Source organism: Acinetobacter sp. BMW17 (assembly GCF_001592855.1).
GTDB classification, from domain to species: Bacteria; Pseudomonadota; Gammaproteobacteria; order Pseudomonadales; family Moraxellaceae; genus Acinetobacter; species Acinetobacter johnsonii.
The window spans coordinates 1-18,475 of the sequence record NZ_LSOD01000005.1; the positions used below are offsets into that span (position 1 = coordinate 1).

Here is an 18,475-nt window from a genome sequence, read left to right on the forward strand (position 1 = left end):
AGCCCCAGGTTGAAACTTAATACGAGATCAAAGGGGTCAATTTTACTTTGCCATTTGTAAGGTAAAAGGGGTCAATTTTAGAATGCCGTTGACAATACTACCCCCTAATAAAATGAGGGGCGCATTTTAGATGACAATTCACGTTTAAGCCTACCCTTACACTTAATCAATGTATTCGTTTGTTCAAACTTAGAACCATGCAATGACTAGCTATGAGGATTATTATCCTATCGGATCAATCCATCTAAAATAGGTATGAAGAAAAAGAAGGTTAATTAAGGGAGGGAAGTTGGAGGTACGCCATACAGTCCTAATTTTTAATACTTAACTTCACTTCGTTCGTTAAGTATTAAAAATTAGGACCAAGCATTGTATGAAATAGAGAGTAAATCATGTCAACAGACAAGTCCATAGAATTTTAGATTAAATGTATATAAATCAAACATTTGATATAAATTACTATCGTTTATCTTCTTTTTGTATCTCTCCATACTCACCTAGTTACATGCAGTTTTATACCCAACTCCATACATATATCTAGATAGGATAATTCATACTTTTTTCTTGATAGGATATTTAATGCCTGTTCAATCTTCAAAGTAATTTGGTTCCTGAACTTCAAGCAGAAGTTCGTTTAAGCATACCGATTGAATACAAGACCGAACGGCGTTATATCCCTAATCATCTAGATAGGATAATTCCCATCAGTTACCCGAACTATTATAAAAAAAGAAGACTAATCACACTTCATGGAACCAAGAACACAAGAAACTAACAGCATAAGAATATGGATAAGCTATCGGCTAAATACAGTCGTTTTAATCTCTTAGAGTAGTTTTAATATATCGGTAAGGCACTCGAGTCAAATAACTCTGTAATAGGCTCTACATAGCATTCAAGGCTGCTAATTTGATTCAGGGTTTCGGTGGTATATCGGAATTACGAAATGAGCACTTAGACTATCGGTTTTCTTTTTTTACTTCATAGCCTTTTAGTACTATTAGTTCTTCTAGCTAGTGTGCGCGTTGCGCACTGGAATGAAGCCTTAAAAGCACTCTTTAGCACTATTAGGGGAATAAAAGGGATTTTAGACCTGTCAAGATCACTGTCAAGCAAAATAGTTTTCAAGTGGATGATAAGAATACAATTTCTTTAAAGTTGTCTAACTTTTCTACTTTTAGCTAAGACTACAAAATTATAGGCCTAGCTAAATTAGAGCTTCGCTATGCGAACAAATTAGCTGTCATTTTCTTTGGTGTTGGTACATCTTCAATATCATCATCAAAGATACTGCTCATACGCTTCTGTTTACTGGCTTGGGTGCTAGGTTCACTACCATCACTCACAAGTGCTCCTTGAGCTACTGGCTCTTGTGGAGCCCTTGAAAGGTAATCAGAGACTGCCTCAGCAACCTTGGCTTCACTTGGAGCAGAAATAGCTCGAGACTTGCTAGAGTTAGCTTCTGTTAATTCTTCGGGCTTACTCATAACCACAAGCACTAATTCCTCTGGAATGTCTTGCGCTAAAACGTCCTGATTAATGGCTTCAAAACCTTTGCTTTCAGCATAAGTTATAAGCGCATTAATAATGTCTTCTTGGGTAAAGGTGATGATTGCTTTGGTTTGGATGATCATGTTTAAACTTCCTGTAGATTGAACTCAGTTGAGTGGGAACTATCTTTTTATGTTCTCCATTCAAGTGCGCGAAGCGCACACTCTAAGGGCTCTTATCTACCTAAAAAGTTAACTCTCCAACATAAGAATCCTTTTCCCAGACATGACCCCCGGGGGGTATTTCGCTCTATGGCTTCAAACAGTGTGAACACTACCCTCATACTAACTTAAGTAATTTCCCCTAACCCGAATGGCTTTACCTGATCAGATGTATGCTCATACAAACGGAGTGGCGTATGAGCTTCATCTGATCAGGTAAATTAAATGTGCATCAAGAATGACGAGAGTTTGCGTTATCATAGACAGCATTGTTTTCTCGCTTGCCTACAGCAATGACCAAAACAATGACTTCATCATCTATCACTTCGTATACTAGGCGGTAGCCAATGCTACGAAGCTTAATCTTGTAACGGTTATGATGGCCTGACAGTTTGTTCTTTGGAATCCTTGGATTCTCTAAAACCTTTATCAGTTTCTTCTTCAATGGCTGCTTAATACTTGGATTCAGCTTGTTCCATTCTTCTAATGCTTCTTCTAAAAAGTCTAAATTATAGGTCATCTATATTTACTCGAATGCGCTTCTGATTCGCACGAGCATCTGCAATTTTGTTTAACTCCAAGTCTTCCAACTGTTCCATCATCTGCTCATACAATTCAGCAGGGATACAGTAGAACGCTGGTGTATTACGGTTCAGGATTGCTACAGCTTCACCTTTACCTGCTAAAACAGTATCCATCGGACTCTTCTTGAGTTCAGTAATGCTTGCAGTCATTCGTGCATGGATTAATTGAGTCATGGTTAAGCCTCTATGTAGTTTGTGGTTTGCAGTTTGGGAAATATTGATATGAGATGGTTTGAGTACTTTATTAGCTGAAATATGTTGGCTTCTCTTTTGAGCCTATTAATGATCTGCTTTGTTCGCTCTGATTCATCTAACTTTTGACTATCGACTAACTGCTTAATTGATTCAAATTCAGTCTTAACATCTGCTTGTTCAATGATGGCTTGAATAACACGAGCAACTTCATGCAGCCCGGGTCTATCTATCATCATGCCTAAGCCAGGCATAACATCGCGGATTGTTTGTGTATTAGTTGGTTCACCCTCCTCATCGATTAGCAAGAAAAGGTCATGAAGTTCTTGCATACGAGCCTCATCTTCGATCCTTTCTACAACTGAATGTATTACTTTAACACCAAAAACCATACGGTATCCTCGTTTACATAATAGACGATACCACACATAAAGGTGTCTTTAAAAGTGCTTTTAAAAGCACTTATACATATTCAGGACTTCGCTACACGGTAAACAGTTGCGATACTGCCCCCAACAGCATTGGCTAATTGGTGTCACAGAAACACCTTTTCTTTAAACCATAAAAGAAAAGCCCCCTTTTACAAGGAGGCTTTATACGATGCGACCTATCACAATAGTCATCGTGTTCGTAGTTCTAGTGCTGATCAGTAGAGCAGTTTACTAAAACTAGGTTGGGGTGGTGACAGCCACTCTTTTAATATAATGCAAAGCACCAGTGCTATCAATTCTCACAAATATCCTATCTAACTTAATAACCCAAAAGACTACAAATCAAACAAATAGTTCACTAAGATCACTTTTTCCATAAACTTCCTACTACCGCCCTTCATACTTAAATGAATCACATTGAGGGGTTATAAAAGTATGTATCTAATAGCAGAAACGATTCTTTCAGAGCTATTAAATTTAGGATTTGTTGAGAATGGCAGTACAAAAAAAGTATACCGCTTAAATCATCCTGCTTTATCTCATTTGGTTCATATTAAAAAACCCGAAGAGAGTAAAAAGTTAATCTTGGCTATCCCCTTGCAGTACGAATCTAAGCTAGAAGCAGCAAAAGCTATTACAGTACACGGCGGAGTTGTTGGTCGTAGCTCAAACTACAAAGGTTATACCCCTGCTGGAGCATCTTCCAATCCTGCCCTTACCTTTGACTTTGAGACGAAAGCTCAACTACATCAATTTATTAATTTAATATTTGGCTTACAAACTAATGCGACTTGTACGCCCCACTTAAAGACTCAGGAACCAGTTACTGAATCCCAAGCATTAACAAAAGTGCGAGTTGGTCAGGATAAATTTAGAGAAGCACTACAAAACTATTGGGGTGGTTGCTCTGTTACCGGATATAACCATATCGAGCATCTCAAGGCTTCGCACATTATCCCATGGGCAATTGATGAATCAGCTCGCTTAGATCCATTCAATGGGCTGCTGCTAACACCAAATTTGGACACCTTATTTGATAAGGGTGACATCAGTTTTGATGATGATGGCTTAATTATTATCAATCCAAAACTAAATGATGCTGACTGTAAATTACTTGGTTTACATTCAGCTATGAAACTACGCCAAATTGATGAACAGCATAGAAAATTCTTACATTGGCATCGTACAGCATATCAGTTATAAGCATAAATAGTCTTCCTTAGGTCTTGCCAGACCTAAGGAATGAAACAGCTCAATTCAAGAAGTAAAAATTCGTGTACTTGGCCCCAACACTTTTTATGATCTTCTTTTCATCTAATAGCCAATTTAGCCTTTCTCGAAGTTTGCCTGAATTCATCATATCCGAAAACTGATCTTGTATTTCCGTTGTACTTCGCCCTGTCCTTCCACCTAAAGCAATGAATGCGATAATCGCATCAAACTCTTTTTCAAGTTGCCCCCAAGCTTTCGGATATTTACATTCATTCGTAGATACAGTTAAAGAATTCCTTAACTGCTGCAAAACCCCAAGTACAAGATCAAGTAAAGGAAGCACTGTCGCATTACACATCATAAACTTTCTCATAAAAAAATTTGGACTCGAAATTACACAAATAAAAAACCAAAGTCAAATATTAATATTTTTCAACAACTTAAGTAAGTACTTACTTACTCACTTACCACTGAAATCAAATTTGGTAGTCCAAATTTACCTATAGTAAAATAGCTCTACTTTAGATAATCAACATGGAAGTTGAACCTTATGACCACCACAAACGAAGATGCGATAATACGCAAATCAGTAGCAGCAGCAATTGAGATCATTGCACAGAATACCCCTCTACGAGAAAAGTCCGTGAAATCGACCTTTATCGTCACCCCTCATGCACATAGACATTTAGATACGATGTGCAAGGCAACAGGAATGACCAAGCAAGAATGTTTCACTTTAGCTCTTGATCAGTTTATGGAGCAAAAAGGCTATTTAGACTATATTCCTCTCGAACAAGTTAAAGCCCTTTCAGATCTATAATAAAAAAGGCTCTCCAAATGGAGAGCCTTCTTATTTATCCGATCACACGTTTGAACTCTATAACATTCTCACCATTCACATAGGTATAAGGGGCTACAAATCCTTTTGCCTCTATATCTATCAGATACTTGCTCCACCACTCCATCATGCGTTTACGCTCATATAGGTACTCTGCAACATGCGTGTATGCACTTACCACATTATTACGCTCTTGATGACTCATCTGCTTCTCAATGGCATCACGCTGAAACAAACCGCACTCCCCTAATGCAGAACGTGCCATGGCTCTAAAACCATGAAAACACAGTTCCTTCTGCGTGTCATAGCCCATACGCCGTAATGCACTATTAAATGTATTCTCGCTAAGGAACGGCGTTCTCTCATTAGTACTTGGAAACACAAGCTCAGAACCACAACCTAATTTTTTGACCTTAAGTAATATTTCTACTACTGGTTCAGACAAGGGAATGATATGGGGCTCTCGCATCTTGGCACCACGATCAGAATGTTTTACCCCATTCACAAGGTCTCTCTTTGCAGGTAATACCCATTGCCCCTTTACCAAGTCTATTTCACTCCATCGCGCAAATCTCAACTCAGATGAACGTATAAAGATATGTAGGCTTAGCTCCAAACACAGTTTAGTCAACACATACCCTGTATCAGCTCTAATCCCTTGGATTAACTCAGGCAATCTTTGAAGTGGTAATGCTGGTCTATGATTTCTAGGAGCAGACAAGTCAAGGCTTTCCATTTCTCTTGCATGGTTTACCTCGATATAACCATACTGGACTGCATAACTAAAAATTAGAACAAGGTCAGCTCTAATCCTTTGCGCGTTATCAGCACTCTTCTCATAGATATGGTTCAAAACCAAACGCAAGTCTTTAGGCCTGATCTCATCTATACTGCGCGAACCCAGCATTGGGAACAGATGGTTTTCAAGTTTACGAATGCGCTTATGCTTAGTGTGTTCTTCTAATGGTTTCCGCTTAGCGTACTGCTCAAGCCATGCTCTAGCTATTAGTTCTAATGAGTTCGCTGCTCTTGAGGCATGTTCTCCTCGGCAAAGAACCTCATCGAGCTCTTTTCCTTCCGCTATAGCTCGCTTGTATTCTACTCGCTTCTCACGAGCGAATGCTAAAGTGATCTCAGGAAAAGCACCCAACTTTAATTTATGAACTTTACCAAAGGTGTCTTTTATTCGAAGCATCCAAGTTTTTGTCCCCGAAGGACGTATAACCAAATAAAGACCATCACCATCAAATAGGTTGTATTCTTTTTCTATTGGTTTCGCTTTTTCAACTTGAGAAGCTGTTAGGGGTTTAATAGTTCTAGCCATGAGATTCCATAATGAGTACCCAAACCAAATTCAGGTACTCATTCGGGTACTCATTTTCCGAAGTGACCACCTAAAAAGTGGCTTATGTGATCTCAAAGATGCAGACTAGAATCTCATGCAAGCATTTGTTTTTATGCAATAAAAAACCCCTTGAGTCTGTATATGCTCAAGGGGTTTCCTTTTCATCTGGTCCCGAGGGTCGGACTCGAACCGACACGTCATCTCTGACAGCGGATTTTGAGTCCGCCGCGTCTACCAATTTCACCACCTCGGGAAGGTGTTGATGCGTATATTAAACTTTTTGAAAAACTTGTCAACGCAAGTTGGTAATGATTGGCTATTTTTAAGTCATATTTGATTTTTTAGCTTTATATTTGTGCAATTTCAGCGTTTTTCTGCAAAAACGCATATACTAAGCGCAATTTTGACCTCCCTTATTTTGACGCTGTTTTACCATCATGCAACTTTCTGATTTTAATTTCGACCTCCCCGATGAACTCATTGCCCGTTATCCTTTAGACACGCGCAGTGCTTCTCGACTGTTACACCTCGATGCTCAAGGTCAGCATCATGACTTTCAATTCACCGACATTTTAGATTTGCTCGATGCAGGTGATTTACTGGTCTTAAATGACACCAAAGTGATGAAAGCACGTCTCAAAGGCAAACGTGCCAGCGGTGGAGCTGTCGAGGTTCTGGTAGAACGCATGCAAGATGCATTTATTGCACACTGCCACATCAAAGCAAGCAACACACCCAAAGCCAGCGCTGAGCTCTTTATTGGCCCTGATGCCGTTAAAGTCACGGTGCTAGGTCGTCATGAAAATTTATTTATTGTAGAGTTTTCCCAGCCAATTTTAACGGTGCTGGATTTATACGGACAACTTCCGATCCCTCCTTACTTCAACCGTGAAGCTGAAGCCATTGATACCGAGCGTTATCAAACAGTATTTAATGATCCAACCAAGTTAGCCAGTGTCGCTGCACCTACCGCAAGCTTACACTTCGACCAAAAGCTGTTGGATCAACTCGAAGCCAAAGGTATTCAAAAAACCTTTGTCACTTTACATGTGGGTGCTGGTACCTTTCTACCTGTACGTACCGATGACATTGCCAATCACATTATGCACAGTGAATGGTGTGATGTTCCAGAGCACGCCGTTGAGCTGATTCGCCAAACCAAAGCGCGTGGTAATAAAGTCATTTCTGTTGGAACAACCGCCACCCGTGCCGTAGAAAGTGCAGCGCAGGCACATGATGGTGAACTCAAAGCATGGACGGGAGATACTCAAATTTTTATCTATCCAGGTTATGAGTTCAAAGTGGTGGATCGTCTTATCACCAACTTCCATCTGCCTGAATCGACCCTCTTGATGTTGGTTTCAGCGTTGTCAAATCGTGATAATATTTTGGCAGCTTATCAACATGCGGTAGCCAACCAGTATCGCTTCTTTAGTTATGGCGATGCCATGTTAGTCGACCAACTTCAACCCAAATAAGAACCTCACATGCCTATCGATACGATTAAACATTCCATTCATATTCGACGTAAAAAGAATAAAGTTGTGTTTGATAATATCGACAGGCTTTGGGACATCGGTCAAGGGGCAGATTCTGCACAAGACATTCTTGACCGACTGCATCCTTGGAATGCCCCGATTACCCTGAAATTTGAAAATGTGCTGCCTATTCTACTTGGAATAGTCGGCATTTTTTTTATTGTGCCGGTGTTCTTTGCCGGAGAGCACATTTGGACCTTATTCAGCTTTTTATTCGGCTTAGGCTGTCTACTTTGGGCCTATTTAAGTTATGAGCAAGATGATCCTCTTGAAGAGGTCACCGACTATCTCGAAAAACAAATTATTCATAAAAAATACCAGCTCAACGAGTTTAGCCCTCCGCAGCATATGGGCGTGGCCCTACAACCTGCATTTTTTATTGCCCATTTAAAGCAGCTGTTTCCAATTTTTAATCAAGGCACCATCAGCAACGATATTCCTTACTACGCCAGTACCACTTGGCAGGATGAAGCAGGACAACAACATCAGGTTTTGTTGTTTCAATATCATTTTGTTGATGAAATTCGCCTACGTGATAAAGATGGCAATGAGCTAAAAGTAAAAGAAGTGCATAAAGACTTATGGGGATGTTTTGTCTTTGAGGTACCCACGCAAGGACTCGCAATTACCGCATACAATAAAAAATTTTATTATCCTTATAGTTTTCCATGGCATAGCAGTGATATTCAGATTAACCAGAAACTCAAATTTTTTGGCACTGACCAAATGCAGATGGCCAAACTCCTCTCCCCTGCATTTGTGCTACGTACTGCCAATTTTTTCCGTTCCCGTGAAGGCGATTTACTTTTTCATCCTGAAAAAAATATCTTGTGCTATATCAGCCCACAAAACCTGTTTGAAATCTCCAGCAAAGCAAAAAAAATCAATGACATTTCGACATTACGTGGACACTTACGTACTTTTAAATTACCTTATCTAGAGTGCTTAGAATCTGATCTAACGCAATTTTTAAAATAATGACATTTTGCCGTTTGAGGACTGTATGGGGCTATTGATTTTCTTCTTGATTATTATTGCAATCGTGTTTGGCATAATCGTCATTCGCAATAATATTGTCAGACACCACAATGCAACCATTCGCGCATGGTCGGATGTAGCAACCTATGAGCGTCAAAAAATAAAAATTCTAGATAGTTTAGAGCCACTGGTCGAACAATACTCCAGCTTTGAAAAAGGCACCTTGGAAAAAGTCACTGAGCTCCGTCAGAACATTCTCAACCTGAACTTAAACAATACAGATGTCAACCAATTACAGCGCATTGAAGCATTGAACCAAGAGCTGATGCGTAGCCTCAATGTTGTGGTCGAAAACTACCCTGAACTCAAAGCCAATGATATTTATCTCAAAATGATGAATGAGATTGAAGAGCAAAACGAAAATGTCGGTGCTGCGATCAGCATCTTTAACCGCAATGTCGAACTGTTTAACAACCACATTCAAATCTTTCCGAACAACATTGTAAACACCATGACCGTGGGTAAAAAAGCGGTACGTCCATTCCGTGACGCTGCTGCGCTGCAAAATTTTGATTACCGTCCCAATTTCAACTAAAAAGATCGCTTTAACACAAATAACACATCCAGGGCACTCATTTTGAGTGCCTTTTTAACCTCTATATTCACAACCTCGTCCATCCGATCAACTCTTTTCGTCCTAATCACGACTCACTCGCCACGATGACATAAATTCAAACTGGAACAACCCTTACAGCACATCACCCTGCTCAGAAAAGCTTTGCGTTAAAAGTGTTACAACACTGGTGTTTATTTGCATAATCAAGGAAAATAGCCTCCTTTTAGCGGCGAACTGTTTTTTCGCTCTTGCGCTGCAAGCAGAGCAGTGCTTTGCTCTTGTTCAGGATATTCTATGAAGTTTGAAAAATTAGGTCAGTCGGGTCGCGCCCGTCGTGGTCGTTTAACTTTAGAGCACGGTGTGGTTGAAACCCCTGTGTTCATGCCTGTCGGTACTTATGGTACGGTGAAAGGCATGCTCCCGCGTGATATTGAAGACATCAAAGCGCAAATTATTTTAGGTAACACCTTCCATCTTTACCTACGCCCTGGCCTTGAAGTAATTAAAGAGCACGGCGGTCTGCATAAATTCATGAAGTGGGATAAACCCATTCTGACCGATTCAGGCGGCTTCCAAGTCTTCAGTTTGGGCGCGATGCGTAAAATTAAAGAAGATGGCGTAACGTTCCGCTCTCCAATTGACGGTTCTAAAGTATTTTTGTCTCCTGAAATCTCAATGGACATCCAACATACATTGAACTCTGACATCGTGATGATTTTTGACGAATGTACGCCTTATCCTGCAACGCATGAAGAAGCACAAAAGTCGCTACAATTGTCATTGCGTTGGGCAAAGCGTTGTAAGACTCAGCATCATGATGTGCTTGAAAATAAAAATGCGCTATTCGGCATTATTCAAGGTGGTATGTATGAAGACTTACGTGATGAGTCTTTAAAAGGCTTGCTTGAAGTAGGTTTTGACGGTTATGCCATTGGTGGTCTATCGGTCGGTGAACCAAAAGAAGAAATGATTAAAGTGCTGGATTATCTTCCAGAAAAAATGCCAGCAGACAAACCGCGCTACCTGATGGGCGTGGGTAAACCTGAGGACATCGTAGAAGGCATCCGCCGTGGCGTCGATATGTTTGACTGTGTCATGCCTACACGTAATGCCCGAAATGGACATTATTTTGTGACCGATGGTTTAGTACGTATCCGTAACAGCAAATACCGTCATGATCAAAGTCCGCTGGATCCACACTGCGACTGTTATACCTGTACCAACTTTACTCGCGCTTATTTATTCCATTTGGAAAAATGTGGTGAAATGCTGGGTTCAATGCTCGGTACTATTCACAACTTACGTTACTACCAACGCTTCACTCAAGACATTCGTGATGCATTGGATAATGATCGCTTTGATGCCTTTGTTGAAGATTTTTATGCACGTCGTGGTTTAGAAGTTCCACCTTGCCCCCAAGATTAATTGTTGTGAGCATTTGCGCTTGGTAAAAAGACAAGGTAAATTGCAGAACAAGTCTATTTATGATCAATTCGTTGGTCACCGTTTTTTTAGTTTAGGAATTTGAAATGAGCCTTTTTATTTCTACAGCTCACGCAGCGGGTGAAGCTGCACAACAACCAAGTATGGTCGCAAACTTATTGATGATTGCTGTTTTTATTGCAATCTTCTACTTCTTAATTTGGCGCCCTCAAGCTAAACGTGCCAAAGAGCACCGCTCTTTGGTTGAAAGTCTTGGTGTAGGCAGTGAAGTTGTTTTTGCTGGTGGCCTCATGGGTAAAATCACTAAACTCGAAGGTGACTTTGCAGTGGTTGAACTGAGCCGTGGTGTAGACGTAAAAATCCAACGCGCAAGTGTGATTTCAGTTCTTCCTGAAGGCACATTAAATAACCTTTAATCAAAAAAATTAGTCGTGCATCCGCACGACTTTTTTCATTTTAAGAAGAAAACAAATGCGTTACCCAGCATGGAAATATCTACTGATTCTCGTGGTTTTGACGATCAGTACATTATATGCCCTGCCTAGTTTGTATCCAGATGAGCCTGCGGTTCAAATTTCTGGTGCCAAAGCTGGTACCCAAATTGACCAAAGCATCGTACAAAAAGCAGAGCAGATTTTAAAATCTGAAAGCATTTCAAGCCATGACAACAGTTTTAGCAATAATGCTGCACTGTTACGTCTTGACTCTAGCGAAGCACAATTAAAAGCCAAAGAAGCGTTACGTCGTGGCCTTGGTGATGACTATGTTGTCGCGTTGAACTTGGCACCAACCACGCCAGAGTGGCTACAAAAAATTGGTGCAAAACCAATGAAGCTCGGTCTGGACTTACGTGGTGGTGTTCACTTCTTATTAGAAGTGGATATGGATAAAGCGATTGCTCAACGCATGGAAACCTCTGCGACTGATTTACGTCGTCAGTTCCGTGACAACAAAATTAAATTTAACAGCCTTGCATTAAACAACAACACCATTACCGTTCAGTTCGCCAACAATGATGATCGTACTGCGGCTCAAGACTACTTACGTAGCAATGGTAATGAGTTTAATCAGCAAGCGGTCGCAACTGCGACAGGTTCAACCTTACGCTTAACCTATACCGATGTTCGCCGCCAAGAAATTCAATCTTATGCAGTGAACCAAAACTTAACCACTTTACGTAACCGTATTAATGAGTTAGGTGTGGCAGAAGCCTTGGTACAAACACAAGGTAGTAACCGCATTGTGGTTGAGCTTCCAGGTGTTCAAGACACTGCTGAAGCAAAACGTGTCTTGGGTCGTACAGCAAACCTAGAGTTCCGTTTGGTCTCTGACCAAAATGACCAAGTGATTGACCCTTATACCGGCAAGAGCAATGGTCAACCGCTTCCACCAGGAACCGAGCTTTTTGCATATCAGTCTTTAGACAGCGGACGTGAATTACTTTTAAACCGTAACCGTATTTTAACGGGTGAGCGTGTTCAAAACGCATCAAGTGGCTTTAGCCAAGACACTGGCGGTGCTGAGGTAAACATTACCTTAGACACAGCAGGTGGCAAACTGATGGCCGATGCAACCCGTAATGCGGTGGGTAAGCGTATGGCTGTGTTGTTCATTGAAAATAAACAACGTATTAGCTATATCACCGATCCTGCGACTGGTGCTCAAACTGAAGTCCGTACACCTTATGCAGAGTCTGTCGTGATTAACGCTGCAACTATTCAAGCAGTACTCGGCTCTCAATTCCGTATCACGGGTCTAGACTCGCCTCAAGAAGCGTCTGAACTCGCACTAATGCTACGTGCTGGTGCACTTGCTGCGCCAATGTACTTTGTTGAAGAGCGTGTTGTTGGTCCAAGCCTCGGTCAAGAAAACATTGATAAAGGTGTGCTATCGACTCAAATCGGTTTCTTACTGGTAGCAATCTGGATGGTAGTCTTCTTCCGTCTCTTTGGCTTAATTGCTAACTTTGCCTTGGTCTTCAACTTAGCCATGATTCTAACGGTCATGTCTTGGATTGGTGCTTCCCTTACCCTGCCGGGTATTGCGGGTATTGTGATTACCATTGGTATGGCAGTCGATGCCAACGTCTTGATCTGTGAGCGAATACGTGAAGAAATGAAGTGGGGGGCATCACCCAAACAAGCCATTGTGGCGGGTTATGACCGTGCTTATAACACCATTTTCGACTCAAACTTAACCACGTTCTTGGTTGCGTTTATCCTATTTGCTATCGGTACAGGCCCAATTAAAGGCTTCGCTGTGACCTTAATGATCGGTATTATCTGCTCTATGTTTACTGCTATTACAGTAACACGTGCGATTGTACAGCTCATTTATGGAAAAAAACGTAACTTGAAAAAGTTGAGCATATAAGGAGATCGATGATGACTGATGTGACTCAACAAGATTCAAAAAAATACGGCCGTCCAGATGATGAACGTGTAATTGATTTTATGAAGATTGCGCTGCCTGCAGCCATTCTTTCTATTGTCTTAACCATTGGCAGCCTATTCTTTATTTTCACCAAGGGTCTTAACTTAGGTTTGGACTTTACTGGTGGTATTTCTGCCGAATTGAACTATAGCAAACCAGTGAAGTCGGCCGATGTCTCTGCTGCACTGACCAAAGCTGGCTTTCATGACCCTGTGGTACAAACCATTGGTTCAGATCGTGATTTGATTGTGCGTATGCCTGTACAAGAAGACACAGCCGCAGAAGACTTAACCAAAACCATTACCCAAGCTGTACAGCTACCGGGTAACTCTGCTTCAGTTAACAAAGTTGATGTGGTGGGTGGACAAGTCGGCAATGAACTCTACATTCGCTCAGCGGGTGCTGTGGCTTTAGCGTTACTGCTGATGTTGGTCTACGTAACGATTCGCTTTGAATTCAAACTGGCGATGGGTGCTGTACTGTCTTTGTTCCATGACGTGGTGGTCACCATCGGTATTTTTGCCATGATGCAGTGGCCATTTGACTTAACTGTATTGGCTGCAATTCTGGCTCTGATTGGTTTCTCACTGAATGACAACATTGTTGTTTCGGATCGTATTCGTGAAAACTTCCGTAAGATTCGTGGCGCTTCGCCTTTAGAGATCGTCAACATCGCTTTAACTGAGACCCTACGTCGTACCATTCACACCTCAATGACTTTATTGCTGGTGGTGATCTCGATGATGATCCTCGGTGGTGATGGCCTTAAATGGTTCTCTGTTGCGATGTTTGTGGGTGTTTTTGTGGGTACCTACTCTTCAATCTACATCGGTACAGCTTTTGCTTTATGGCGTGGCTTAAACCGTCAAGACTTCATTGTTCAAGTGAAGCCTGAGTTTGAAGAAGAAAATGAAATTCCATAAATGCACACCATAGTGTGAAAAAAGAAAGCCTCTCAATCGAGAGGCTTTTTTATGTCGGTGTGAAGGTGTTGTACAAACTCTATCTGAGGCAACGCATAGCCACGACAGGACTGCTCTGCCCGCCAAGCCACGGTCAGCATCACATCTCCTAACTCAAAATTCAGATAGGCAAAACTCCCAATCAGCGGATGACTACACATGCCGCCATTATGCGTTGGATATACTTGGGTATTCAGTTCATTTAAGTTTAAACGAATGCCTAAACCCGAGGCTTTAAGCACAGCTTCTTTGGTGGTCCAGACTTTAAACCAGTATTCTTTGTCCTGATCGCACTGTTGCCACAAGCGAAGTTCCTCTACGTGAAAAGCATGTTTAGCCAAAGCCTCAAAGCGTACTTTTCGACTCAACTCTTCCACATCCACGCCTAGATCCTGCACCCGCTCACTCATAGCTAAAGCATAGTAATTTTGGCTGTGGCTATGATTAAAATGAAAGGAAGGCTGATCAAGCAAATAAGGTTTACCTGTCTCACTCAGTGCAATGGAGTGATCATCCACAACCATCTGCCGTTGTTCGGATAAGCATTGATTACGATATTGATAAATGGCTTGTTTTCGCTGTGCAATTTGCTCAACACGTGACAGGCTGTGATCCACCTGCACAATGTCTTCAATCTTTTTCAGCTCAACACGTATTGTCCTTGCCACTTTGCCTTCCTATTCTGGTTTCATGCATCATAAAATAAAAAAGCCCAAAGATCACTTTGGGCTTTTCAGCATCAAAACCTTAATGCCTGATTAGCGTTTGAATTTCTTCTCAGCTTTCTTAAATTTCTGAACATAACGACGCTTACGCGCTGCAGTACGTTCATCCACCTGTGACTTACGTCCTTCAAATGGGTTTTCAGAGGTTTTAAACTCAATACGCACTGGCGTACCTTCAAGTTTGTACACTTTACGAAATACGTTTTCTAAATAACGACGATAATCCGCAGGGGTTTTATCAACTTTGTTACCATGCACCACAATCGTAGGTGGATTTTGTCCGCCCATATGTGCATAACGCATTTTAATGCGGCGACCACCGACCATTGGCGGTTGGTGCGCATCCGTAGCATCACTTAAAATTTGTGTGATTTTTGCAGGTGAAACTTTCAAATGTGACGAGTCATAAGCACGGTGAATCGATGGATATAGATCTCCCACACCCGTACCATGCAATGCAGAAATCAAATGCACTTTCGCCCAAGGAATAAAGTCAAAGCGACGATCAACATCCAATTTACATTGTTTACGATCATACTCAGACATATTGTCCCATTTGTTAATCGCAATCACCATCGCACGGCCCGCTTCAAGCGCGTAACCAATCAAATGTAGATCTTGCTCAACCACACCTTCACGTGCATCAAGTACAACCACGATAACATGGGCATCTTTAATGGCTTGGAGTGTTTTCACAATTGAGAACTTCTCAATCATTTCATCAACTTTACCTTTACGGCGCACACCTGCAGTATCGATTAAGGTGTACTGACGACCATCACGTTCATACGGGATATAGATCGAGTCGCGGGTTGTCCCCGGTTGGTCAAATGCAACTACACGCTCTTCACCCAACAAACGGTTCACCAGCGTCGATTTACCGACGTTTGGACGACCAATAATCGCTAAACGTAAGCCTGTGTTCTTGTCGTGTTCATCTGCATCTTCATCTTCAGGCACACTTGAAAGCACATCTTCAAGCATTTGCTGTACACCACGACCATGGCTCGCAGCCACTTGCATAGGTTCGCCCATACCCAACTTGTAAAATTCAACAAGTGCAGCTTCGGCATGTACACCATCAACTTTGTTCGCCACTAGGTAAACTTTCTTACCCAGTGTACGTAGCTCACGCGCAATTTGCTCATCCGATGCGAGTAGGCCTGCGCGTGCATCGACTACGAAGACAATAATATCAGCTTCATTAATGGCTGTTTTAGACTGTTCCGCCATGTAAGAGTCGATACCGCCTTCATTTTCGCCAATACCACCAGTATCAACCACAATGAAAGACTTATTTTGAAATACAGCATCACCATATTTACGGTCACGAGTCAGACCGGCAAAGTCAGCAACAAGCGCGTCTCGGCTTTTGGTGATCTGGTTAAATAGCGTTGATTTTCCGACGTTCGGACGACCAATGAGCGCAATTACGGGTTTCATAGATTAACCTTTATTCAAGATCAGCCAGTGAGACTGGTCTGAACATCAGAAACTGGAAGAAAAATTAGGTGAAAAACCTGAATAAAAACTCGGGGTTTTGACTAAGCAAACACCCCGAGGAATTTAAAAAAATACGAATTTCGACTAGTTTAACATAAGTCGAACAGAATTAACGATTCTGCCAAATGCTTAATGCACCCTTTCGTGTCGCAACATAGAGTTGATCATCAATCACACGTAAAGTACGCACTTCACCAGACGTCTTCGCACGACCAATCAGTTCACCTGTCGCAGGGTTCAGCATGTGCAATACGCCATCCAAATCACCAACAATCAGATCTTGGCCCAACATCACTGGATTACTCAATTGGCGGTTCAGCAAGCTGTCATTTTCCCAAAGCTTTTGACCCGTGCTAATTTCATAAGCCACCAACTTACCGTCAGTTTGCGCCACAAATACACCATTACCCACCACTTCAGGGCGCTGCGTACTACTTGAGTCCTCACTCCACACCACTTGCTGTGAAGCCAAATCTGTCATGGTCACTTGACCTTGATAGCTGGTGGTAATCAAGTACTGACCTGCTACTACAGGATCACCATCAACATCATTCAAACGTTGAATATCCGAACGACCATCCGACACAGCTACACGGCGCTGCATACGTGGTACACCAGTGAGCACATCTAAAGCATAAACATAGGCATTAGCTGAAGAAATCAGCACTGTACGCGCATCGACAGGAACAGGCGCTGCATTACCACGTAAGCTAAGTTGTACATTCGGTAAGTTATAGGTCCACACTTGCTGACCTGTTGCCAAATCATGCGCAAAAACAGTGCCATCATTACTGACAGAAATAACACGACCCGCTTGAATCAACGATGGCGCAAGAAGTGCACCCGTTAATTGTGCTGTCCATTTTTGCTCGCCAGTTGCCTGATCTAAAGCAAACAATTGACCTTTGGCGTTACCTACAATGACATGACCATCGGCAGCTTCAACGCCTGAACTCAAACCGGCTTTAGATACTTCTTTCTGCCATAGTTTTTGTTTACCTTGATATGCCGTTACGACACCTTTAGGGTCAAGTGCAAAAACTACACCGTTGTCTGCATCTAAGCGTAAACGTAAAGGATCAGCAGTCGAAGTTGAAGACACACTTTGAGAAAATACAGGAGTCAGGGTTTTCGCCTGCGTCAATTTTGGAAGTGGATTCGGCTTAACTTCTTCTACTTTTCCGCTACTTGCGCAACCCGCAAGTGCTAAAGTTAATACGGTTAATGCGCACGAAATTTTGTATTTTCTATTCATTCAGTTTCTTCCGCTGCTGTTTCTATAAGTGGACGTTCGATTTCAGGATCATCAACTAAAATACCAACACTTTCGAGTTTAATTTGTAAAATTTGGCGTTCTTGTTTACGTTCAACCAACTGATCCCATGCACTTTGATAGGCTTTTTTCGCATTATCGATGTCATTTTTAGCCACATAGACATCGCCCAAAGCTTCATCGGCTGTCGCTTTAAAAGCAGGATCTTTTACCAATGCGAGGTTTTTAATCGCATCATCAAACTTCTTTTGCGCCAATTGTGCATACGCTAAACGCAATTTCACAATTTGCACTAAGCCGTCGTCATCCACTTTCGAGTTTTCAACTTTCTTCAACGCTTTTTCAGCACCAGCATAATCCGCTTTGTCATAGGCCAATTTTGCCATTAACAATTGCGTTTGAATGGCTTGCGCCGAATCTGGTGCTTCTTTCACAATTTTGTCGGCAGTTGCAGACAAAGCTGTAAATGCATCGCCTTGCGTTGCACGTGCTTCATCCATCAATTGTTGAACTTTAGCCGTGTTCATTTGGTTCTCGGCTAAAGTCTTCTTCTGCCAGTATTGCCATCCAAAAAAGGCAATCAGCGCAATTAAAATCCCACTAATAATGGCTGAACCATATTTCTTAGTGAAAGACTTTAAACTATCAAGTTGTTCTTCATCACTTAATGCGCTCATGTGACTACCCTTT

19 protein-coding genes and 1 tRNA gene are annotated in these 18,475 nt (G+C 41.7%); 9 read left to right on the forward strand and 11 right to left on the reverse strand.

Annotation, left to right across the window (positions count from 1 at the left end):
• Window positions 1-1,223: 1,223 nt before the first annotated feature.
• From AXW61_RS00450 to AXW61_RS00465, 4 genes are all read right to left on the reverse strand, one after another.
• Entirely contained in the window at window positions 1,224-1,634 is a 411-nt protein-coding gene (locus tag AXW61_RS00450) for a hypothetical protein (protein WP_062031273.1), read from the reverse strand.
• A gap of 310 nt (window positions 1,635-1,944) precedes the next feature.
• The gene (locus AXW61_RS00455) at window positions 1,945-2,232 is read right to left on the reverse strand and encodes a type II toxin-antitoxin system RelE/ParE family toxin (RefSeq protein WP_062031276.1); all 288 of its coding nucleotides are present in this window, start codon (window positions 2,230-2,232) and stop codon (window positions 1,945-1,947) included.
• On the reverse strand, window positions 2,222-2,470 hold the full coding sequence (locus AXW61_RS00460) for a type II toxin-antitoxin system Phd/YefM family antitoxin (RefSeq protein WP_062031278.1): 249 nt from the start codon (window positions 2,468-2,470) through the stop codon (window positions 2,222-2,224). Before AXW61_RS00460 ends, AXW61_RS00455 begins: the two co-directional genes overlap by 11 nt.
• A gap of 2 nt (window positions 2,471-2,472) precedes the next feature.
• Window positions 2,473-2,880 (reverse strand): hypothetical protein, encoded by a 408-nt coding sequence (locus tag AXW61_RS00465; protein WP_062031281.1) that lies wholly within the window; start codon window positions 2,878-2,880, stop codon window positions 2,473-2,475.
• A gap of 474 nt (window positions 2,881-3,354) precedes the next feature.
• On the opposite strand from AXW61_RS00465, the gene AXW61_RS00470 reads away from it, so the two are divergent.
• Complete coding sequence (locus AXW61_RS00470) at window positions 3,355-4,122, forward strand: HNH endonuclease (RefSeq protein WP_062031284.1); 768 nt, start codon at window positions 3,355-3,357, stop codon at window positions 4,120-4,122.
• A 49-nt stretch (window positions 4,123-4,171) separates the two neighbouring features.
• On the opposite strand, the gene AXW61_RS00475 is transcribed toward AXW61_RS00470, so the two are convergent.
• Window positions 4,172-4,492, reverse strand: a complete 321-nt coding sequence (locus tag AXW61_RS00475; protein ID WP_062031288.1) for a hypothetical protein — start codon at window positions 4,490-4,492, stop codon at window positions 4,172-4,174.
• Window positions 4,493-4,681: 189 nt separating this feature from the next.
• Here AXW61_RS00475 and AXW61_RS00480 point away from each other — a divergent pair, with 189 nt between their 5' ends.
• The gene (locus AXW61_RS00480; RefSeq protein WP_062031291.1) at window positions 4,682-4,951 is read left to right on the forward strand and encodes a hypothetical protein; all 270 of its coding nucleotides are present in this window, start codon (window positions 4,682-4,684) and stop codon (window positions 4,949-4,951) included.
• Between the two features lie 34 nt (window positions 4,952-4,985).
• On the opposite strand, the gene AXW61_RS00485 is transcribed toward AXW61_RS00480, so the two are convergent.
• Together AXW61_RS00485 and AXW61_RS00490 are read right to left on the reverse strand one after the other, a co-directional pair.
• Window positions 4,986-6,293 carry an integrase arm-type DNA-binding domain-containing protein gene (locus AXW61_RS00485; protein WP_062031294.1) on the reverse strand — a complete coding sequence of 436 codons (1,308 nt, stop codon included), beginning with the start codon at window positions 6,291-6,293 and terminating at the stop codon, window positions 4,986-4,988.
• A 187-nt stretch (window positions 6,294-6,480) separates the two neighbouring features.
• Window positions 6,481-6,567 (reverse strand) — tRNA-Leu (locus tag AXW61_RS00490).
• A gap of 184 nt (window positions 6,568-6,751) precedes the next feature.
• Between AXW61_RS00490 and queA the strand changes: the two genes are divergently transcribed.
• From queA to secF, 7 genes are all read left to right on the forward strand, one after another.
• Window positions 6,752-7,792 (forward strand): tRNA preQ1(34) S-adenosylmethionine ribosyltransferase-isomerase QueA, encoded by a 1,041-nt coding sequence (gene queA, locus AXW61_RS00495; protein ID WP_062031297.1) that lies wholly within the window; start codon window positions 6,752-6,754, stop codon window positions 7,790-7,792.
• Window positions 7,793-7,801: 9 nt separating this feature from the next.
• Window positions 7,802-8,830, forward strand: a complete 1,029-nt coding sequence (locus AXW61_RS00500) for a hypothetical protein (RefSeq protein WP_062031300.1) — start codon at window positions 7,802-7,804, stop codon at window positions 8,828-8,830.
• 25 nt (window positions 8,831-8,855) lie between these two features.
• Complete coding sequence (locus AXW61_RS00505; RefSeq protein WP_004697696.1) at window positions 8,856-9,425, forward strand: LemA family protein; 570 nt, start codon at window positions 8,856-8,858, stop codon at window positions 9,423-9,425.
• 315 nt (window positions 9,426-9,740) lie between these two features.
• Window positions 9,741-10,871 carry a tRNA guanosine(34) transglycosylase Tgt gene (gene tgt / locus AXW61_RS00510; protein WP_004697695.1) on the forward strand — a complete coding sequence of 377 codons (1,131 nt, stop codon included), beginning with the start codon at window positions 9,741-9,743 and terminating at the stop codon, window positions 10,869-10,871.
• 104 nt (window positions 10,872-10,975) lie between these two features.
• Entirely contained in the window at window positions 10,976-11,305 is a 330-nt protein-coding gene (gene yajC / locus AXW61_RS00515; RefSeq protein ID WP_004697692.1) for a preprotein translocase subunit YajC, read from the forward strand.
• Between the two features lie 55 nt (window positions 11,306-11,360).
• Entirely contained in the window at window positions 11,361-13,262 is a 1,902-nt protein-coding gene (secD, locus tag AXW61_RS00520) for a protein translocase subunit SecD (RefSeq protein ID WP_058870295.1), read from the forward strand.
• Window positions 13,263-13,270: 8 nt separating this feature from the next.
• Window positions 13,271-14,245 (forward strand): protein translocase subunit SecF, encoded by a 975-nt coding sequence (gene secF / locus AXW61_RS00525; protein ID WP_005401700.1) that lies wholly within the window; start codon window positions 13,271-13,273, stop codon window positions 14,243-14,245.
• 32 nt (window positions 14,246-14,277) lie between these two features.
• On the opposite strand, the gene AXW61_RS00530 is transcribed toward secF, so the two are convergent.
• From AXW61_RS00530 to AXW61_RS00545, 4 genes are all read right to left on the reverse strand, one after another.
• Window positions 14,278-14,952: a 4'-phosphopantetheinyl transferase superfamily protein gene (locus AXW61_RS00530; RefSeq protein ID WP_171254033.1), complete on the reverse strand. Its 675-nt coding sequence runs from the start codon at window positions 14,950-14,952 to the stop codon at window positions 14,278-14,280.
• A gap of 90 nt (window positions 14,953-15,042) precedes the next feature.
• The gene (gene der, locus AXW61_RS00535) at window positions 15,043-16,452 is read right to left on the reverse strand and encodes a ribosome biogenesis GTPase Der (protein ID WP_004697684.1); all 1,410 of its coding nucleotides are present in this window, start codon (window positions 16,450-16,452) and stop codon (window positions 15,043-15,045) included.
• Between the two features lie 169 nt (window positions 16,453-16,621).
• Entirely contained in the window at window positions 16,622-17,767 is a 1,146-nt protein-coding gene (gene bamB / locus AXW61_RS00540) for an outer membrane protein assembly factor BamB (protein WP_058870298.1), read from the reverse strand.
• Window positions 17,764-18,462 (reverse strand): tetratricopeptide repeat protein, encoded by a 699-nt coding sequence (locus AXW61_RS00545; RefSeq protein ID WP_062031305.1) that lies wholly within the window; start codon window positions 18,460-18,462, stop codon window positions 17,764-17,766. The genes bamB and AXW61_RS00545 overlap by 4 nt, the downstream gene beginning before the upstream one ends.
• Window positions 18,463-18,475 lie beyond the last annotated feature (13 nt).

What these genes read in the sequence shown, in the direction of transcription:
- AXW61_RS00460 (WP_062031278.1), bottom strand. Translation starts at nt 2,470, where the DNA reads ATGACTCAATTAATCCATGCACGAATGACTGCAAGCATTACTGAACTC.
- queA (WP_062031297.1), top strand. Translation starts at nt 6,752, where the DNA reads ATGCAACTTTCTGATTTTAATTTCGACCTCCCCGATGAACTCATTGCC.
- bamB (WP_058870298.1), bottom strand. Translation starts at nt 17,767, where the DNA reads ATGAATAGAAAATACAAAATTTCGTGCGCATTAACCGTATTAACTTTA.
- AXW61_RS00480 (WP_062031291.1), top strand. Translation starts at nt 4,682, where the DNA reads ATGACCACCACAAACGAAGATGCGATAATACGCAAATCAGTAGCAGCA.
- AXW61_RS00465 (WP_062031281.1), bottom strand. Translation starts at nt 2,880, where the DNA reads ATGGTTTTTGGTGTTAAAGTAATACATTCAGTTGTAGAAAGGATCGAA.
- AXW61_RS00500 (WP_062031300.1), top strand. Translation starts at nt 7,802, where the DNA reads ATGCCTATCGATACGATTAAACATTCCATTCATATTCGACGTAAAAAG.
- AXW61_RS00455 (WP_062031276.1), bottom strand. Translation starts at nt 2,232, where the DNA reads ATGACCTATAATTTAGACTTTTTAGAAGAAGCATTAGAAGAATGGAAC.
- secF (WP_005401700.1), top strand. Translation starts at nt 13,271, where the DNA reads ATGATGACTGATGTGACTCAACAAGATTCAAAAAAATACGGCCGTCCA.
- AXW61_RS00545 (WP_062031305.1), bottom strand. Translation starts at nt 18,462, where the DNA reads ATGAGCGCATTAAGTGATGAAGAACAACTTGATAGTTTAAAGTCTTTC.
- AXW61_RS00505 (WP_004697696.1), top strand. Translation starts at nt 8,856, where the DNA reads ATGGGGCTATTGATTTTCTTCTTGATTATTATTGCAATCGTGTTTGGC.
- tgt (WP_004697695.1), top strand. Translation starts at nt 9,741, where the DNA reads ATGAAGTTTGAAAAATTAGGTCAGTCGGGTCGCGCCCGTCGTGGTCGT.
- AXW61_RS00470 (WP_062031284.1), top strand. Translation starts at nt 3,355, where the DNA reads ATGTATCTAATAGCAGAAACGATTCTTTCAGAGCTATTAAATTTAGGA.
- yajC (WP_004697692.1), top strand. Translation starts at nt 10,976, where the DNA reads ATGAGCCTTTTTATTTCTACAGCTCACGCAGCGGGTGAAGCTGCACAA.
- AXW61_RS00450 (WP_062031273.1), bottom strand. Translation starts at nt 1,634, where the DNA reads ATGATCATCCAAACCAAAGCAATCATCACCTTTACCCAAGAAGACATT.
- AXW61_RS00475 (WP_062031288.1), bottom strand. Translation starts at nt 4,492, where the DNA reads ATGATGTGTAATGCGACAGTGCTTCCTTTACTTGATCTTGTACTTGGG.
- secD (WP_058870295.1), top strand. Translation starts at nt 11,361, where the DNA reads ATGCGTTACCCAGCATGGAAATATCTACTGATTCTCGTGGTTTTGACG.
- der (WP_004697684.1), bottom strand. Translation starts at nt 16,452, where the DNA reads ATGAAACCCGTAATTGCGCTCATTGGTCGTCCGAACGTCGGAAAATCA.
- AXW61_RS00485 (WP_062031294.1), bottom strand. Translation starts at nt 6,293, where the DNA reads ATGGCTAGAACTATTAAACCCCTAACAGCTTCTCAAGTTGAAAAAGCG.